The following is a 17,617-nucleotide window of genomic DNA, read 5'->3' as shown; positions in this document are numbered from 1 at the left end:
TCCTTGAGGTCCTTGACGATTCGACAGTTCGACGGCTCGACGGTTCGAGAATTCACAGAGCGACAGGCCCATGAAGCTTACGGAGCGGCGCATGACTACAGCCTCGGGGTTCCCCGACATCTCCATCAGCACGGAGCGGCTGGTGCTGCGCCCGTTCGACGAGGCGGACATCACGGCGTACGCGGAGATGATGAACGACGAGCTCGTCACCGCCTGGACCGCCGCGCCCCAGCCGTACACCGAGGCCGACGCCCGCGCCTACATCACCGAGGTCGCCCCCGCCGAACGCGCCGAGGGCCGCGGGATCGTCCTCGCCGTGACCGAGTTCCTCACCCAGCGCCTGGTCGGGTCCGTGCGGCTGCGCCACACCGACTGGCGGGTGCGCGCCAGCGAACTGAGCTATGTGACCGCGCCCTGGGCCCGCGGCGAGGGCTATGCCTCCGAGGCCGCGCTCGCCACCGCCCAGTGGCTCTTCCACGACCAGAAGTTCGAGCGCATCGAACTGCGTACGGCCGCCGACAACACCGCCGCCCAGCAGGTGGCCCAGAAGATCGGCTGCATCAGCGAGGGCGTCCTGCGCGGCGCCTGGATAGCACGGGTCAGAAACGGCGGCGACCCCCTCGGCGGCTGGATCGACCAGCGCACCGACCTCATCGTCTGGAGCCTCCTCCCCGAGGACCTGGAGGGCGTCTCGGACCCGCTGGCGGAGAGCGGCTTCACGTCGTTCTCGGACTGGAACTGACGCTGGCGGGGGCGCCTTGACCGGCGTCCACGGCCCTGCGGGCCTCGTCCTCAGACGCCGGACGGGCTTTCTCCCACCCACCCGCCCGAACTTGCACCGGCTGAGCAACAGCCCGGCACCTTCAGCCCGCCTCGATGCACCTTCAGCCCACATCGGCGAAGTTGTTTTCAGCCCGTCCGGCGATTGAGGACGAGGCGCGGAGCGCCGATTCGGGGGCGGCCCGTCCCACCCGAAGGGGACACCCACCCCCCTGGGGTCCAGGGGCGGAGCCCATGGTTTCGGGGAAGGGGTGGGCCTGGGGGCCTCCCGGCAGGGCACCAGGTACGCTCCCTCGTGGCCGCACGCGGCGGCCCCCGCACCGCAGGACCCGAGACCCCAGGAGACAGACGACCATGGCCGACCGGGTCACGGTGATCGGCTGGGACGGCTCGCCGCTGACCGCCGCGGCACGCTCCGCCCTGAGCGCCGCGACCCTCGTCGCAGGCGCCGCCCACCACCTCGCCCTGCCCGAGGTCCCGCCCACCGCCGAACGCGTCCGCCTCGGCAGCGTCGCCCTCGCGGCCCGCCGCATCGCCGCCCACCGCGGCACGGCGGTCGTCCTCGCGGACGGCGACCCCGGCTTCTTCGGCGTCGTACGCACCCTGCGCGCCCCCGAATTCGGCCTGGAGGTCGAGGTGGTGCCCGCCGTCTCGGCCGTCGCCCAGGCCTTCGCCCGCGCCGGGATGCCCTGGGACGACGCCGCGATCGTGGTCGCCCACCGCCGCACCCTGCGCCGCGCCGTGAACGTCTGCCGCGCGCACAGCAAGGTCGCCGTGCTCACCTCGCCCGGCGCGGGCCCCGCCGAACTCGGCCTGCTCCTCGAAGGCGTCCACCGCACCTTCGTGATCTGCGAGGAACTCGGCACCGAGCGCGAACAGGTCACCGTCGTCACCTCCGACAAGGCCGCCGACCACTCCTGGCGCGACCCGAACGTCGTCATCGTCATCGGCGGCCCCGGTGGCGCCGGCGGCCCCGTCGTCCACGACATCGGCTGGATCGCGGGCCGCGAACCGGGCACTGACCCGCGCGGCTGGGCGCTGCCCGCGGCGAGCTACGGCGGCGAGCAGGAACTCGGCGAGGGCGAGAGCGACCGCATCCGCGCCGCCCAACTCGCCCGCCTCGGCCCCCGCGTGGGCGACCTCGTCTGGGACATCGGCTGCGGCACCGGCGCCTTCGCCGCGGAGGCCGCCCGCTTCGGCGCCGCCGTCATCGCCGTCGACCGCGACGCGGACTCCTGCGCCCGCACCACCGCCGTCGTACGCCGCTACGGAGTGCACGCCCAGGTCGTGCACGGCACCGCGCCGCACATCCTGGAGGACCTGCCCGAGCCCGACGTCGTCCGCGTCGGCGGCGGGGGAGTGGCCGTCGTCTCCGCCGTCGCCGACCGCCGCCCCGAGCGCATCGTCACGCACGCCGCGACCCGCGACGACGCCGAACTCCTCGGCCGCGACCTGACGGAGCACGGCTACGCCGTCGAGTGCGCGCTCCTGCAGTCCGTCGAACTCGACACCCGCGCCTGGACGGAGCGGAAGCGGACCGTCGTCTTCCTGGTCTCCGCACTGCTGCTCGACCGAACCCCGTGACCCTGGCGACCCTGTCGCGGCGCCGTGCGCGGTAGGCTGGCCGATCGTTGTACCGCACCTGGACGCCCGGCGATTCGTTGGTCTGTGTCCGTCAAAGTCCGGAAAGCTCGCCCGTTTTGGGGGGCGCGTGTGGTACGGCGGACCGCGGGGCGCGCGACGTGGCGCAGTCCACAGCGGACCGTGGCCGATCAAGCTGCCACGGCGGCGGTGCTACCGCGACAATGCCTGTGGACCGTACGCGATGCGTGCCGCGCGGCACGTGCGCTCGTTGTTGATGACGGGCGGTCAAAGAAGGACTAACCGATGGGCGAGGGGTACGCATGACCGACACCGGCCAGGTCCCGGGCGAGGGACTGCCGGAGAGCGCAGGCAGGGTGGAGCAGCCGGGCGTGCCAGCCCCGGCGGCGTACACCTTCGCCGACCCCTCCGAGAACCCCGCCGAGGACGACGACCTGCTGCTGATGCCGGGTGCCCAGGGCGCGTGGAGCGAGGCGCAGACCGCGCAGCCGGGTGGCGGGCAGCCGGGGACGGTCCAGGGCGCGCACGCGCAGCCCGGGCCCGAGGCGGCGCGGCTCCCCCAGGAACCGGTCGCGCAGGCGGCCTTCGGGCCGGGGGCCGGGACCCAGCAGGCCACCCCCCAGCAGGCCACCGCCCAGCCGTACGCCGACGCGACCGCCGGTCAGGCGTACGCGGCCCAGGCCGCCGTCGGCCAGGCCGTGACCGCCGACGCGCAGAGCGGCCAGAACGGCGTCGCGGGCACCGGCCGTCCGGCCTTCGCCCACCAGCCCGGACCGCACGAGACGTCGGGCCGCGACAGCGGATCCGTCGACCTCACCGGCGTCCCCCTGCACGCCTCCCACGGCGCCGCCCCCGCCGCGCAGCACAGCCCGACGCGGCGCCCGCTGCACCGCGGCCCGGCCGCGCCCGCCGTGCCCGACGGCGCCGGGAGCCCCGTGCGCTCACTGGCCGACCGCGGCCCCGCGGGCGGTACGCCGCACCCGATGCCCGTCCGACACGCGGGCCCGCCGACCGCCGGTCCCGAATACCTCGACATCCCGCGCGACGACGCGGGCGCGCTGCCCGGGCCGCAGCTCGGCGAGATCCCGCCGCAGGCGGCCGCGCCGTGGACACCGCAGCCGCAGACCCCCCAGGGGGTGGCAGCAGAAACGGTCGTCCCGGTGGGCGCGGGGGCCTCGGGGGCCTCCGTGGTCTCGGGCGACTCCGGTGCCGCAGGGAACTCTGGTGCCCCAGACGTCACATCTGTATCCGATGCATCCGGTGTATCTGCTGTACCCGATGTATCTGGAGGGCACGGCGTCGCTCCGGTCCCGGCCGACGCGTCGGTGGCGAGCGACGGTGGCGGGCCGATGGACGGCCTGGTTCCGATGGACAGCGCGGTGCCGGTGGACGGCTCGGGCCCGATAAGTGGCTCTGTTCCGGTGGCCGGCTCCGTCCCGGCGGACGGCGGTGCTCCGTTGGGCGTCGTCCCCGTGGGCGGTGGCGCTTCGGCGGACGGTGCGGCCCAGGTGGACGGTGGGGTTCCGGCGGACGGTTTGGTTCCGTTGGACGGCACGGTCCCCGTGGACAGCACGGTCCCTGTGGACGGCGTCGCGCAGCCTGGTGGCCCTGTCGCGGCCGACAACTCCGTTCCGGGGGACGGCTCTGTCCCGGCCGACGGCTCCACCCCGGCGGGAGCTCCCGCCCCGGTCGACGCCTCCTCGGCACCCGTGGCCCCCGAGCTGACGGCCGACCAGCTTGCGTCCGCGGACCCGGCCACGCCCGACGGCCCGGCGCAGACCGGGGTCCCGGCAGACATCGCAGGCCCCACGGGCACCTCCACCCCCGCGCCCTCTCCGCACGCCCCCGGCGTGATGGAGGCACCGGGTGCACTCGACGCGGGCGGCGCCCCGCAGGCGACCCCGGAAGCGCAGGTCGGCGCCGAGGCGCACCCCCCGCAGTCGGCGCACGCCCCTGGCGCCACGCCCGCGCCCGGCGTCCCCGGCGCGTCGGGACCGTCGGCCGCCCTGCACCCCGCTGACGCGGTCACGCACGTCTCCCAAGCGCTCGCGCCCGCAACCGCTCCGGCCGCAGCGGAAGTCGTCCCGGCCGAAGCCCTCGCCGCCGCCCCGGCCGACCCCGCCGCACCGGCGGACGCCCAGGTCGCGGCCGACCTCACCGCCGACACCTCGGCGACCCCGGCCGCCTCGGCCACCCCGGCCGAGCCGCTGCCGTCGACGGAGCCGACACCCTCGTCCGTGCCCCCGGCCGAGCCACATACCGGAGCGGATGCTTCCGGTATCGGCAGCGCAGCTCAGGACGCCGTGGCGACCCCCTCCGCCCCGGAGCCCCCGACCGCGCCCGAAGGCCCCGAGCTGCTGACCGCACCCGACCCCGCGTCCGACGCGACCCCGCTCCCGCAGGCCGCACCCCCCGGGGAAGCCGCCGCACTCGGAGCCCACCCGGGCACCCCGACCCCCGTCGGTACCCTCGGCTCGCCCGGCTCGCCCGCTGAGGACCAGCTCTTCGTCGCCCCGCACGCCGTGGCGGCGCCCGCGGCCGTCGCCCCGCAGGCGCCCGACGCCGCCCAGCCGTGGCCGGACGCGCAGGCCGGGCAGGGACCCCACATCGCCGGGGCCACCTGGATGCCGGGCGGCGACGGCTCCGCGCAGCCGTTCGTCGAGGTCCAAGAGGCCGCGCCGATCGGCCAGTTCGTGCCGGTCGACGGCCTGGTGCCGACCACTCCGCACCTCGCGCCGACCCCGCCGCGCTCCCTCTCCGTACCGCCGGAGCACTCCACGCCGCAGCCGTCGGACGAGACCGGCGCCCCCGCGGCCGAGTCCGCTCCGGCGGACGTCACCCCGGAGCGGGCCGACACCACCCCGGGCACCGAGCCGGAAGCGGAACCCGCGCCCGGCACGCCCCCCGAAACCGGGCAGCAGCCCGTAGCCACCGTGCCCGCACCCCGCGACGGAGCCCGGCCCACCGCCGAGCCCGCCGCCGGGACCGAGGCACCCGCACCCGTCGACGCGGCGGAGGACGGCACCCCCTTCCCGTCCGCCCCTGAGACGACCGACCCCGACGAGCCGATGCACGCACCTCACCCGGCCGGACCGACCGACCCCGCAAACCACCCCGAGCAGCCCGCCCCGGCCGTCCCCGTCGACGCCGACGCGCCCGAGGACCTGTCCTCGCCCGCCGAGCAGGCGGACCAGGACGGCGCCCCGCAGCCCCTGCTGCTCACGGAAGGCCCGGAGGACGCCGCCGACACCGACGGCGACTCCGACCTCGCCGAGCCCCTCGCGCCCGCAGCCGACACCGCGGTGGAGCCGCCCGCGCCGGGCTACGCCGACGCCGAGCGCGAGGCCGTGCTGCGCGTGATGCGCGAGCGCCGCGACATCCGCAACGGCTTCCGCGGCGACCCCATCCCGCACGAGGTGCTGCTCCGCGTCCTGGAGGCCGCGCACACGGCCCCGTCGGTCGGCCACTCCCAGCCCTGGGACTTCGTCGTCATCAAGTCCGCCGAGACCCGGCGCACCATGCACGAACTGGCGCAGCGCCAGCGCGAGGCGTACGCGAAGTCCCTGCCCAAGGGCCGCGCCAAGCAGTTCAAGGAACTGAAGATCGAGGCCATCCTCGACACCCCGGTGAACATCGTCGTCACCGCCGACCCCACCCGCGGCGGCCGCCACACCCTCGGCCGGCACACCCAGCCGCAGATGGCCCCGTACTCCTCGGCGCTCGCCGTCGAGAACCTGTGGCTCGCCGCCCGCGCCGAAGGCCTCGGCGTCGGCTGGGTCAGCTTCTTCGACGAGCGCGAGATGGTCCGGGCGCTCGGCCTGCCGGAGCACCTCGAAGTCGTCGCGTACCTGTGTGTCGGGTACGTGGACGAGTTCCCGGAGGAGCCGGAGCTGATGCAGGCGGGCTGGTCCAAGCGGCGCCCGCTGTCCTGGGTCGTGCACGAGGAGACGTACGGCCGCCGCGCGCTGCCCGGCGAGGACCCGCACGACCTGCTCGCCGAGACCGTCGGCAACATCCGTCCGCTGGACGCCAAGGCGCTCGGCGAGGCGTGGGAACGCCAGAAACGCATGACGAAGCCCGCGGGCGCCCTCGGCATGCTGGAGATCATCTCCGCGCAGCTCAGCGGCCTGTCCCGGATGTGCCCGCCGCCGATCCCGGAGCCCGCGGCCGTCGCGATCTTCGCCGGTGACCACGGCGTGCACGCCCAGGGCGTCACGTCCTGGCCCCAGGAAGTGACGGCCCAGATGGTCGCCAACTTCCTCGGCGGCGGCGCCGTCTGCAACGCCTTCGCCAACCAGGTCGGCGCCGAGGTCTGCGTCATCGACGTGGGCGTCGCCAGCGAACTGCCCGCCACGCCGGGCCTGCTGCCCCGCAAGATCCGCGCCGGTACGGCCGACATGACCACGGGCCCCGCGCTCACCCGCGACGAGGTCAAGGCCGCCATCGAGGTCGGCGTCGAGACGGCCCGCGACCTGGTCGCGGCGGGCAACAAGGCCCTGCTCACCGGCGAGATGGGCATCGCGAACACCACCGCGTCCGCCGCCCTGATCTCGGTCTACACCGACACCGACCCCGCCGAGGTCACCGGCCGCGGCACGGGCATCAACGACGAGATGCACGCCCGCAAGGTCGAGGTCGTCCGCCGCGCCCTGGACCTGCACCAGCCGGACCCGGCCGACCCCATCGGCGTCCTCGCGGCCATCGGCGGCCTCGAACACGCGGCGATGGTCGGCCTCCTCCTCGGCGGCGCCTCCCTGCGCACCCCCGTCATCCTCGACGGCGTCAGCGCGGGCGCGGCGGCCCTGGTCGCCCGCGCCATCGCCCCCGAGGTCCTCGCGGCCTGCATCGCCGGCCACCGCAGCGCCGAACCGGGCCACGTGGCCGCCCTCAACAAGCTCGGCCTGCGCCCCCTGGTCGACCTGGACCTCCGCCTCGGCGAAGGCACCGGCGCCCTCCTCGCCCTGCCGGTGGTGCAGAGCGCGGCAAGGGCGATGCACGAGGTGGCGACGTTCGACTCGGCGGGCGTGACGGAGAAGTAGGCAGTACGGCGGGTCCCTGTCCCACCCGCCCGATTCAGTCCGTCCGGCGTTTGAGGACGAGGCCGTCCAGGCCGATAGGGGGGTCTGGGGGCAGATCCCCCCCGTTAGGGGCCGGGTGGGGTGGGGGGGCACCCACCCAGGCCCCCACCCCACCAGCCCACACCCCCCGCCCCCCAGGAATGGCGCACAAGGAGCCCCCATGGCCGCAGAACACCCCGCCTACCCCGTAGGCCTCCGCCTCACCGGCCGCCGCGTAGTCGTCCTGGGCGGCGGCCAGGTGGCCCAGCGCCGCCTCCCGGCCCTGATCGCGGCGGGCGCCGACCTCATCCTCGTATCGCCGGAGGCGACCCCCTCGGTCGAGGCGATGGCCGACACGGGCGAGATCACCTGGGAGCGCAGGACCTACGCGGACGGCGACCTCGCCGACGCCTGGTACGCCCTGATCGCCACCAGCGACCCCGCCGCGAACGCCGCCGCGTCCGCCGAGGCCGACCGCCGCCGCGTCTGGTGCGTACGCTCCGACGACGCCGACGCGGCGACCGCCTGGACCCCGGCCACCGGCCACAGCGAGGGCGTCACCGTGGCCGTCCTCACCACCGAGGCCAAGGGCCGCGACCCGCGCCACACGGCCGCCATCCGCGACGCGGTGGTGGAGGGCCTGCGCGACGGCACCCTCGTCGCCCCGCACCACCGCACCCGCACCCCCGGCGTCGCCCTCGTCGGCGGCGGCCCCGGCGACCCGGACCTGATCACGGTCCGCGGCCGCCGCCTGCTCGCCGGGGCGGACGTCGTCATCGCCGACCGGCTCGGCCCGCGCGACCTCCTCGACGAACTCCCGCCGCACGTCGAGGTGATCGACGCGGCGAAGATCCCGTACGGCCGCTTCATGGCGCAGGAGGCCATCAACAACGCCCTGATCGAGCACGCGAAGCAGGGCAAGGCGGTGGTGCGACTCAAGGGCGGCGACCCGTTCGTCTTCGGCCGCGGCATGGAGGAGGCCCAGGCACTCGCCGAGGCCGGCATCGCCTGCACGGTCGTACCGGGCATCTCCAGCTCGATCTCGGTGCCGGGCGCCGCGGGCATCCCCGTGACCCACCGGGGTGTGGCCCATGAGTTCACCGTGGTCAGCGGCCATGTGGCCCCCGACGACGAGCGGTCCCTGGTGGACTGGGCGGCGCTCGCCAGGCTCCGCGGCACCCTGGTGGTCCTCATGGGCGTCGACAAGATCGGCCGCATCGCCGAGACCCTCACCGCCCACGGCAAGCCGCAGGACACCCCGGTCGCCCTGATCCAGGAGGGCACGACGGCCTCCCAGCGCCGCGTCGACGCCACCCTCGCGACGGTCGCCGACGCCGTGCGCACCCACGAGGTACGGCCCCCCGCGGTCATCGTGATCGGCGAGGTGGCCGCGATCGACCCCACCCGGCCCGCCTGACCGAGGTCCAGGACCGGACCCCCGACCACCCCGACCACACCAACGTAACCACCGGTAACGGAACTGGTTCCCAGCCGTTGGCACCTCACCCCGGACAAGGCAGTATCACCCTGTGGCCGATCTCCTCACCATCGACGACCCCGACGACCCCCGCCTGAGCGACTACACGGGCCTGACCGACGTCGAGCTGCGCCGCAAGCGCGAGCCCGCCGAGGGCCTGTTCATCGCCGAGGGCGAGAAGGTGATCCGGCGCGCCAAGCTCGCGGGCTACGAGATGCGCTCGATGCTGCTCTCCGCCAAGTGGGTCGACGTCATGCGCGACGTCATCGACGAGGTCCCGGCCCCCGTGTACGCGGTCAGCCCCGACCTCGCCGAGCGGGTCACCGGCTACCACGTGCACCGCGGCGCCCTCGCCTCCATGCAGCGCAAGCCGCTGCCCACGGCCGAGGAACTCCTCCAGCCGCACCGCCGTGTGGTGGTGATGGAGGCGGTCAACGACCACACGAACATCGGCGCGATCTTCCGCTCCGCCGCCGCCCTCGGCATGGACGCCGTGCTGCTCTCACCGGACTGCGCCGACCCGCTCTACCGCCGTTCGGTGAAGGTCTCCATGGGCGCGGTCTTCTCGGTGCCCTACGCTCGCCTCGACTCCTGGCCCAAGGGCCTCGAAGGCGTCCGCGAGGCGGGCTTCAACCTGCTCGCCCTCACCCCGGACGAGAAGGCGAAGACCCTCGACGAGGCGGCGCCCCACCGCATGGACCGGGTCGCCCTGATGCTCGGCGCGGAGGGCGACGGCTTGTCCAGGCAGGCCCTGGTCGCCGCCGACGAATGGGTCCGCATCCCGATGGCGCACGGCGTGGACTCCCTCAACGTGGGCGCGGCCGCGGCGGTCGCCTTCTACGCGGTGGCGACGGGACGCCCGGGGGTCTGAGCCGGGGCGGCCGGGTCAGGCCCGGGGCCCGCCCTCGGCCCGGTCCGGCGCGGTTCCGTCCGCCCGCTCCGGGTGCTGCCCCCGCTCCGGTACGACCACGACGCTCACGCCGCCGTGCCCGTCACGTTCGACACCGAGCCCGCGCGCGGGCCCCTGGCATCCCTGCGCCGCGGCGATCCCCAGCGCGACCAGCAGCGTCACGACCACGAACACGAAGAGCCGCTGCCGCAGCAGCCGCGGATTGGCGGGCCGCAGCCCCGTGCCCGTGCCGCGCGGCCCCTGCCGCCCGGTGCCGCTGCGGGGCGCGGGCCTGCCGCCCGGACGCGAGGTGTCACGCGGCGCCGAGGGCCGCGAGCCGGACTGCGGACCGCCCGTACGGGACCCGCCGGTGCGGGAGCCACCCGTCCGGGAGCCGCCCGTGCGCGGGTCGCCCGTGCGGGGCCCACCCGTGCGGGAGCCGCCGGTCCGCGAGCCTCCGGTGCGCGGGCCGCCGGGGCGCGAGGAGCCGGTCCCGAACTCCCCGTGCTCCGTGTCGACACCGCCGTACTCGCCGTACGCGTCGGTGAGCGTCGGCCGGTCCTGGTCCTGGCGGGGCGCGGGCGGCCGCACATCGCTGAGGCCCTGCGCCTCGCGGGCCGCGATCTCCTTGAGCCGCAGCGACAGTTGGAGCGTGCTGGGACGTTCCTCCGGGGCCTTGGCAAGACAGGCCCGAAGGAGCGGAGCGAGCGCGTCCGGCACCCCCTGGAGCTGGGCCTCCTCGTGCACGACCCGGTACAGCATCACTTCGGAACTGCCGTGCCCGAAGGGCGAGTCGGCCATCGAGGCGTACGCGAGGGTGGCACCGAGCGCGAACACGTCGGTGGCAGGCGTGACGGCGGCGCCGCGCACCTGCTCGGGGGCGAGGAAGCCGGGCGAGCCGACGGCCGTGCCGACGTGGGTCAGGGTCGAGGCCCCCGTCGCCCAGGCGATCCCGAAGTCGATGATCCGCGGCCCCTTCGGGGACAGCAGGATGTTGGACGGCTTGAGGTCACGGTGCACGACACCGGCCTCGTGCACGGCGACGAGCCCCTCGGACAGCGCGGAGCCGACGACGGCGACCTCGGCCGCGGCCAGCGGGCCCTCGGCGGCGACCTTGTCGTGCAGGGAGGGCCCGGGGACGTACTGCGTCGCGAACCAGGGCCGGTCGGCCTCCAGGTCGGCGGCGACGAGCCGGGCGGTGCAGCCGCCGCGGATCCGCCGGGCGGCCGAGACCTCACGGGCGAAGCGGGACCGGAACTCCTGATCCTCCGCCAGATCCGGCCGGATGACCTTCAGGGCGACGCGCTGGCCGCGGCGGTCGGAGCCCAGATAGACCACGCCCATCCCGCCGGCACCCAGCCGCCTGTGCAGCCTGAACGAGCCGACGACACGCGGGTCCTCGCGCCTCAGGCGCATCATCGCCATGTTCATCCCCGCTGCCCGGTCCGTCTGACGAGCCACAGCTTACGTTTCCGCGGCCGGGCACGTGCAGAGGCCGCGCCCTCGCGGGCCGACCGATTGTCAGTGCCTGGTGGGAAACTTGAAAAGTGGTCAGGTACCGCGGCGCACCGGGCTCTCGCCGCCGCCCGACCGCCCAACCAGCCGTCGCTGAAGGGGGATTGATCGCGTGAAGGGTGACCGCGTGGAGATAGTGGTGGACGCCGGCGACACGACGCGTACGTACGAAGTGGTGGCGAGCCGGGCGGGACGCAGGGTCGAGACGGCCGTCCGCAGGGGAGTGGTGGAAGTGAGCGAAGTCACTCGCAGCGGGTCGGTGGTCCGTACCGCACGGTTCATGGCGACCCGTGTCCTGGCTCTCGTGGAGCAGCCCGTTCCGAGGGAGGACAGCTCCGAGCGGCCCTGACGCCCCCTCCGGGAAGACCCTGAGACCTAGGTCCCCGTCTCCACCCACGGGAGTACTTGTGTGACGACCGGTCATCCTCCGGGAGGCCAGCCAATCGGTACGAGGGCATGACGCCCGACGCTCCGGTTGGACCTAGATTTGAGGTCAAGCGGCGGGTGCAGCACTCGTCCCCCGAGGTCAGACACCCGCCGCTGCCAGCTTCACCACCAGGTCAGGAAGGGAGAGAACCATGGCTGACACCGCGCCGCGGACGATGATCCGCACCCAGGGGCGGAAGCTCTCCACCTTGGGCGTGCGGCCTTCCGGAACGCGCCACCCGTTGGTGGCCACGCTCATGGTCCTCCCCCTGGCAGCCCTGCTCACGGTCGCCTTCGGCGGCTGGGAGGCAGTGGTCACACAAGCGTCGTCCGTGGGCGTGATGCTGGGGCGCTGAGCGGCGCCCCAGGCCCGGAAGAGCGGTCCGGGCGGGGACATCCGGCCATGAAACCCCGTGGGGACGGGGGTGCGGCGGACGGCACAACAGCCCGCGCAGCTGGGGAGCTGCGCGGGCTGTTTCTTTTCCCGGCCCGGGCGACTGCCCTGCGGGGCAGCGGGCGAGGCGCGGCACCGGACCGGGCCGTCCACCCCGCCGGAGTCCCGTACTCTCACGCGAGACGTACAGCCACACCCCGGGGGACCCGTGACCGCCCTGCTGCCCGCCCTGACCGCCCAGGCCAGACTCAGGGCCCGCCACAGCGACGACTGCGCCTGCAGCGACCCGCACGGCGTCCTCGCCGACCGTCCCGACGCCACCGTCGTCCGGCACGCCCAGGTCGTGGCGAAGGCGCACGCCCCCGGCACCCCCGAACCCACCCTGACGGCCAGGCTCGCCGCGGCCGCCCACCCCGACCTCGCGGACACCCTCCTCGCCCCGCTGTCGCCGTGGCCCGACCGCCTCCACGACCGCCTGGTCACCCTGTGGCCGCACGGCACCCCGGTGGACCGCGACGACCCGGACGCGGCCCCCTGGGAGGCGGCGGCCGCCCTCCTGGCCCGCCTGCACCGCACCCCGCCCGCCCGGTTCCAGGCCGGGCTCCCGCCGATGCGCGGCCCCGAGAAGGCGGCCCGTGCCGTGGCCCGCATGCGCGCCGCGGCCCCGCACCCCGCCGCGTCGCCGGTGGAGCGGGCGTGGGCGGTCCTGCCGGCCTGGGCCCGCGACGAGGCCCCCTACCCGGGCCCGCCGCACCTGTGCCACGGCGATCTGCACCTCGGCCAGCTCGTCCGTACGCACGAGGGCCGGTGGCTGCTCATCGACATCGACGACCTGGGCACCGGCAACCCGGCCTGGGACCTGGCCCGCCCGGCGGCCTGGTACGCCTGCGGGCTGCTGCTGCCCGAGGAGTGGACGTCGTTCCTGAACGCCTACCGCGCGGCGGGCGGCCCCGCCGTGCCCGCCGACGGCGCGGACCCCTGGCCCGCCCTGGACGTGCCGGCCCGCGCGCTGACCGTGCAGACGGCGGCGCTGGCGATCGCCAAGGCGGTGGCGGGGGAGCGGGCCCTCGACGAGGTCGAGGAGACCCTCGTGGACGCCTGCCGCCGGATGGCCGCCGTCCCGCCCGACTTGGCGCCGACCTGCGCGAAGTAGGGTGCACTGCACCACAGCCGGGCAGACATCCGGCGAAGCGGTCACGACCGGCGAGGAGTTGAGCCGACCATGCAGTGTCCCAAGTGCCACGCACCGATGCACACGTACAACCGCAATGGCGTCCAGATCGAGCAGTGCAGCGGTTGCCGCGGGATTTTCCTCGACTACGGCGAGCTCGAGGCGCTGACCCGGCTCGAGAGCCAGTGGAGCGGTCATCAGCCACCGCAGGCCCCACCGGCGGCCCCGGCCTACCCGGCGGCGCCCGCGCCCGCCTGGGGCGCCCCGCACGGCAGCCACCACGGCCACGGTCACCACGGCCACAAGCGGCACAAGAGCTTCGGGCACATGCTCTTCTCCTCCTGAGCGCGTACGACGAGAGCGCACACGACGAAGCCCCCGGCCGTGGAGACGGCCGGGGGCTTCGTGAAGCTGGTGCGCGATACTGGGATTGAACCAGTGACCTCTTCCGTGTCAGGGAAGCGCTCTCCCGCTGAGCTAATCGTCCTTGGAGGTGGAGACGGGATTTGAACCCGTGTAGACGGCTTTGCAGGCCGTTGCCTCGCCTCTCGGCCACTCCACCAGGAGTTACGGGGGTTCGGGAAGATCCCCCGCGGTTCCTGCGAGCGGACGACCAGGTTCGAACTGGCGACCTCAACCTTGGCAAGGTTGCGCTCTACCAACTGAGCTACGTCCGCTTGTCTTTCCCGGTCCGCTTCCGCGTCCCGGCGACGTGTTGAACTCTAGCGGATTCCTGGGCCAGTACAAAAACGCGTTTGCGCAGCGTGCTGCGCTGGTCACCTCCTCGCCGAGGCCCGAGGCGCGCTCGGGACACCGGCCATAGACTCGCAGCCGTGCACGACCTGTCTCCTCTGGCGCGCTTCGGCGGCCTCGTCGCGACCGATCTCCTGGACGTGACCAGCGACCCTTCCGCCCTGGACTCCACCGGCTTCTGGGCGGTGTCCGCGGACTTCGAGGGCCGTCTGGTGTGCGCGCGCTTCGGGCGGGTGCGCGAGGAACCCGTCCCCGCGCCGGTCCCCGGCGCCTGGCGCGGCCCGGCCGCCGGTGACTGGAAGTCGTCGCTCGACCGCGTCGCGTACACAGCGGGCGTGCGCCGCGTCCGCGAGCACATCGCGGCCGGGGACGTGTACCAGGCGAACCTCTGCCGCGTGCTTTCCGCGCCGGTCGCCGAGGGCGCCGACGTGGACGCCCTCACGGCGCTCCTCGCGCGCGGGAACCCCGCCCCGTACGCCGGAACGATCCGCCTGCCCGATCACGGCGTGGAGACAGCCACCGCGTCGCCCGAGCTGTTCCTGCGCCGCACGGGCCGTGTCGTCGAGTCGGGACCGATCAAGGGCACCGGGCGCACCGAGGCGGACCTCCTGGAGAAGGACTACGCCGAGAACGTCATGATCGTCGACCTGGTCCGCAACGACCTGGGCCGCGTCTGCGAGACCGGCACGGTCACCGTCCCTGACCTGTGCGTCGTCGAGAAGCACCCGGGCCTCGTCCACCTCGTCTCCACCGTCCGCGGCGAACTGCGCCCCGACGCCGGCTGGCCCGGCCTGCTCGCCGCGACCTTCCCGCCCGGCTCCGTCACCGGCGCCCCGAAGTCCAGCGCCCTGCGCGTCATCGACGCCTTGGAGACGGCGCCGCGCGGCCCCTACTGCGGCGGCATCGGCTGGGTCGACGCGGACCGGCGCACCGGCGAGCTCGCCGTCGGGATCCGGACGTTCTGGATCGACCGGGGCGAGGGCGTGCTGCGGTTCGGTACGGGGGCGGGGATCACCTGGGGCTCGGATCCGGAGGGCGAGTGGCGCGAGACGGAGCTGAAGGCCGAGCGGCTCCTGAAGGTAGCCTCGGGCACGTACGCATCCAGTGAAGGGTCCCCCTCGTGCTGTGCTTCTCCGGGGGACAACCCCCGGACCCCCGGCCGGGCAAGCGGGCAGGACGGGGCACACGGAACGACATCGCAAGGTGAGACGCAGTGAAGATTTGGCTCAACGGCGGTCTGCAGGACCTCGACTCCGCGCGGGTCTCCGTGTTCGACCACGGTCTCACCGTCGGCGACGGCATCTTCGAGACCGTGAAGGCGGTCGCCGGACGGCCGTTCGCGCTGACCCGCCACCTGGACCGGCTCGCCCGCTCCGCCCGCGGCCTCGGCCTGCCCGAGCCGGATCTGGACGAGGTGCGCCGTGCCTGCGCCGCCGTCCTCGACGCCAACCCGATGGCGCTCGGGCGGCTGCGCATCACGTACACCGGAGGCCTCTCGCCGCTCGGCTCCGACCGCGGCGACCAGGGCCCCACGCTCGTCGTCGCCCTCGGCGAGGCCGTGCGCCGCCCCGACTCCACCGCAGTGATCACCGTCCCCTGGACCCGCAACGAACGCGGCGCCCTGACCGGCCTGAAGACCACCTCGTACGCCGAGAACGTCGTCGCCCTCGCCCGTGCCACCGAACAGGGCGCCACGGAGGCGCTGTTCGCCAACACGGTGGGGCAGCTGTGCGAGGGCACCGGGTCGAACGTCTTCGTCGTGCTCGACGGCGAGATCCACACGCCGCCGGTGTCCTCCGGTTGTCTCGCCGGGATCACCCGCGCGCTGGCCGTGGAGTGGACCGGCGCGCACGAGACCGATCTGCCGCTGGACGTCCTCGACCGCGCCGACGAGGTCTTCCTGACCTCGACGCTGCGCGACGTGCAGGGTGTGCACCGCGTCGACGACCGCCAACTGCCGGGCGCGCCAGGGACGGTGACGGCCAAGGCGATGCGGGTCTTCGACGAGCGCGCGGGGAACGACCTCGACCCGTAGGGGACGAGCGCCCGTGGGCAGGGGCGGACGGCGCTGTGGGCGCGTGGGGCGTAAAACCGGATGACGCGGCGGCGCTCAGTGGGTACAACTCCCGTGATGACCACGACCCTGCGGCCGTCCGGGCCGCTCCACGAGAGCTCCAAGGGCGCCAAGTCGCGCGACTACGACGTGTGCGTGAACAGCCGCCCCGTCGGCCGGATAAAGCTGGCCACGAGCGCCGTCTTCGGACCGGACGTCGCTGAGATCCTGGACCTGCGCATCGAGACCCCCGACCGCAGGCGGGGCCGCGCCACGGTGGCGGCGCTCGCCGCCGAGGAGGTCGCGCGCGGCTGGGGCTGCCGCCGGATCGAGGCGTCCGTGCCCGCGGGAGCCCCCGGCGCCCTCGCCCTGGCCACGGCACTCGGCTATGTGGAGCGCAACCGCCAGCTGGCCAAGCCGCTGCCCCTGAGCCCGCCCGAGCTGCCGGAGGGCACGACGGCACGCGCCATGACGGAGGAGGAGTACGCGGCGTGGTTCGCGCACTCCAAGGAGGCCTACGCGCAGGACTGGATCGACCGGGGCGTACCGGCGGCGCAGGCGCACGCCAAGGCCGATGCGGACATGAGTAGTTCCCTGGCCGACGGCCTCGCGACCCCCGGGGCCCGGCTCAGCGTCCTGCTCCACGCGGACGAGATCGTCGGCACCCTGTGGATCGCGGAGCGCGGCAGTGAGATCTACGTGTACGACATCGAGGTCCGCGGCGAGCACCGCGGCCGGGGATACGGCCGCGCCCTGATGCTCCTCGCCGAACGGCAGTGCCTGGAGGCGGGCAAGGACCGCGTCGGCCTGAACGTCTTCGCGGGGAACACCCCGGCCCTGAGCCTGTACGAGTCCCTCGGCTACGAGGCGACGGCGTACTCCGTGTACAAGCAGCTGCTCTAGGCGCGGGCGGCCGCTATCCGGCGAGGAGGCGGTCGGCGATCTCCTCGACGCGCTCGCGCAGGCCGTCCTGGCTCTTGCCGCCGTCCATACGCTCCCCGCCCACGACGTACGTCGGCGTCCCGGTGACGCCGATCGCCTTGCCCTCGGCCTGGTCGGCGTCGACGATCAGGATGTGCCGGCCGTCGATCAGCGCGGTGTCGAACTCCTCGGCGTCCAGACCGAGTTCGCGCGCCACCTCGACCAGGAGGGGTTCGCCCGTACGGTCCAGGTCCTCGACCCGGTCCAGGACCGCCTCGACGTACTCCCAGCCCTTCCCCTGCGCCAGGGCCTCCTCGGCGGCCTGCGCGGCGGCGAAGGCGTGCTTGTGCTTCTCCAGGGGGAAGTGGCGAAGGCGCAGCTCGGCACGGTCGCCGTAGCGGGCGCGCAGGGCGCTCACGTCGTCCAGGGCGGTGCGGCAGTCGGGGCACTGCAGTTCGCACCAGACGTCGATGACGAGGGGGACGGCGGGGGCCGTGGGGGAGGAGTCGCTCATGGTCACAGTGTCCCAGTCCGTGGTGGCGGGCCCCAACCGGGACCCGGGGTGCCGCCCACCGGCAC

At 74.5% G+C, this 17,617-nt stretch carries 14 protein-coding genes and 2 tRNA genes; 12 read left to right on the top strand and 4 right to left on the bottom strand.

Annotation, left to right across the window (positions count from 1 at the left end; translation table 11 throughout):
* The first annotated feature begins 91 nt into the window (after positions 1-91).
* From ACFVHO_RS20870 to ACFVHO_RS20850, 5 genes are all read left to right on the top strand, one after another.
* A complete protein-coding gene (locus ACFVHO_RS20870; RefSeq protein ID WP_385716470.1) occupies positions 92-742 on the top strand; it encodes a GNAT family N-acetyltransferase in 651 nt (216 codons plus the stop codon).
* A gap of 392 nt (positions 743-1,134) precedes the next feature.
* Complete coding sequence (cbiE, locus tag ACFVHO_RS20865; RefSeq protein ID WP_385716467.1) at positions 1,135-2,364, top strand: precorrin-6y C5,15-methyltransferase (decarboxylating) subunit CbiE; 1,230 nt, start codon at positions 1,135-1,137, stop codon at positions 2,362-2,364.
* Between the two features lie 320 nt (positions 2,365-2,684).
* Complete coding sequence (gene cobT, locus ACFVHO_RS20860; protein ID WP_385716465.1) at positions 2,685-7,421, top strand: nicotinate-nucleotide--dimethylbenzimidazole phosphoribosyltransferase; 4,737 nt, start codon at positions 2,685-2,687, stop codon at positions 7,419-7,421.
* Between the two features lie 199 nt (positions 7,422-7,620).
* Positions 7,621-8,856, top strand: coding sequence for a uroporphyrinogen-III C-methyltransferase (cobA, locus tag ACFVHO_RS20855; RefSeq protein ID WP_385716462.1), 1,236 nt, complete (start codon positions 7,621-7,623; stop codon positions 8,854-8,856).
* Positions 8,857-8,968: 112 nt separating this feature from the next.
* Entirely contained in the window at positions 8,969-9,787 is an 819-nt protein-coding gene (locus ACFVHO_RS20850; RefSeq protein ID WP_385716459.1) for a TrmH family RNA methyltransferase, read from the top strand.
* Positions 9,788-9,802: 15 nt separating this feature from the next.
* Here ACFVHO_RS20850 and ACFVHO_RS20845 read toward each other — a convergent pair whose 3' ends face one another.
* Positions 9,803-11,236, bottom strand: a complete 1,434-nt coding sequence (locus tag ACFVHO_RS20845) for a protein kinase (RefSeq protein ID WP_385716641.1) — start codon at positions 11,234-11,236, stop codon at positions 9,803-9,805.
* A 196-nt stretch (positions 11,237-11,432) separates the two neighbouring features.
* Here ACFVHO_RS20845 and ACFVHO_RS20840 point away from each other — a divergent pair, with 196 nt between their 5' ends.
* The 4 genes from ACFVHO_RS20840 (at position 11,433) to ACFVHO_RS20825 (ending at position 13,656) form a co-directional block, all read left to right on the top strand.
* On the top strand, positions 11,433-11,669 hold the full coding sequence (locus tag ACFVHO_RS20840; protein WP_385716456.1) for a hypothetical protein: 237 nt from the start codon (positions 11,433-11,435) through the stop codon (positions 11,667-11,669).
* A 229-nt stretch (positions 11,670-11,898) separates the two neighbouring features.
* Positions 11,899-12,102, top strand: a complete 204-nt coding sequence (locus tag ACFVHO_RS20835) for a hypothetical protein (protein WP_016644343.1) — start codon at positions 11,899-11,901, stop codon at positions 12,100-12,102.
* 246 nt (positions 12,103-12,348) lie between these two features.
* Complete coding sequence (locus tag ACFVHO_RS20830) at positions 12,349-13,293, top strand: phosphotransferase family protein (protein ID WP_385716453.1); 945 nt, start codon at positions 12,349-12,351, stop codon at positions 13,291-13,293.
* Between the two features lie 69 nt (positions 13,294-13,362).
* Positions 13,363-13,656 carry a zf-TFIIB domain-containing protein gene (locus ACFVHO_RS20825; protein ID WP_380852941.1) on the top strand — a complete coding sequence of 98 codons (294 nt, stop codon included), beginning with the start codon at positions 13,363-13,365 and terminating at the stop codon, positions 13,654-13,656.
* Between the two features lie 143 nt (positions 13,657-13,799).
* On the opposite strand, the gene ACFVHO_RS20820 is transcribed toward ACFVHO_RS20825, so the two are convergent.
* Both ACFVHO_RS20820 and ACFVHO_RS20815 read right to left on the bottom strand, forming a co-directional pair.
* Positions 13,800-13,873, bottom strand: a tRNA-Cys gene (locus ACFVHO_RS20820).
* A 42-nt stretch (positions 13,874-13,915) separates the two neighbouring features.
* Positions 13,916-13,988: transfer RNA gene (locus tag ACFVHO_RS20815), tRNA-Gly, on the bottom strand.
* 156 nt (positions 13,989-14,144) lie between these two features.
* On the opposite strand from ACFVHO_RS20815, the gene ACFVHO_RS20810 reads away from it, so the two are divergent.
* The 3 genes from ACFVHO_RS20810 (at position 14,145) to ACFVHO_RS20800 (ending at position 17,020) form a co-directional block, all read left to right on the top strand.
* Positions 14,145-15,281, top strand: a complete 1,137-nt coding sequence (locus ACFVHO_RS20810; protein WP_385716450.1) for a chorismate-binding protein — start codon at positions 14,145-14,147, stop codon at positions 15,279-15,281.
* Positions 15,278-16,099 carry an aminotransferase class IV gene (locus tag ACFVHO_RS20805; protein WP_385716446.1) on the top strand — a complete coding sequence of 274 codons (822 nt, stop codon included), beginning with the start codon at positions 15,278-15,280 and terminating at the stop codon, positions 16,097-16,099. The genes ACFVHO_RS20810 and ACFVHO_RS20805 overlap by 4 nt, the downstream gene beginning before the upstream one ends.
* Positions 16,100-16,195: 96 nt before the next feature.
* Entirely contained in the window at positions 16,196-17,020 is an 825-nt protein-coding gene (locus ACFVHO_RS20800; protein ID WP_385716443.1) for a GNAT family N-acetyltransferase, read from the top strand.
* A gap of 13 nt (positions 17,021-17,033) precedes the next feature.
* Here the strand turns inward: ACFVHO_RS20800 and ACFVHO_RS20795 are convergent, their stop codons facing one another.
* Entirely contained in the window at positions 17,034-17,552 is a 519-nt protein-coding gene (locus ACFVHO_RS20795) for a DsbA family protein (RefSeq protein WP_385716440.1), read from the bottom strand.
* Between the last annotated feature and the right edge of the window lie 65 nt (positions 17,553-17,617).

Origin of the sequence: Streptomyces sp. NPDC127108, from assembly GCF_042677545.1 — a bacterium.
Classification (GTDB): Bacteria; Actinomycetota; Actinomycetes; order Streptomycetales; family Streptomycetaceae; genus Streptomyces.
This window is presented reverse-complemented; position numbering and strand designations above follow the sequence as displayed.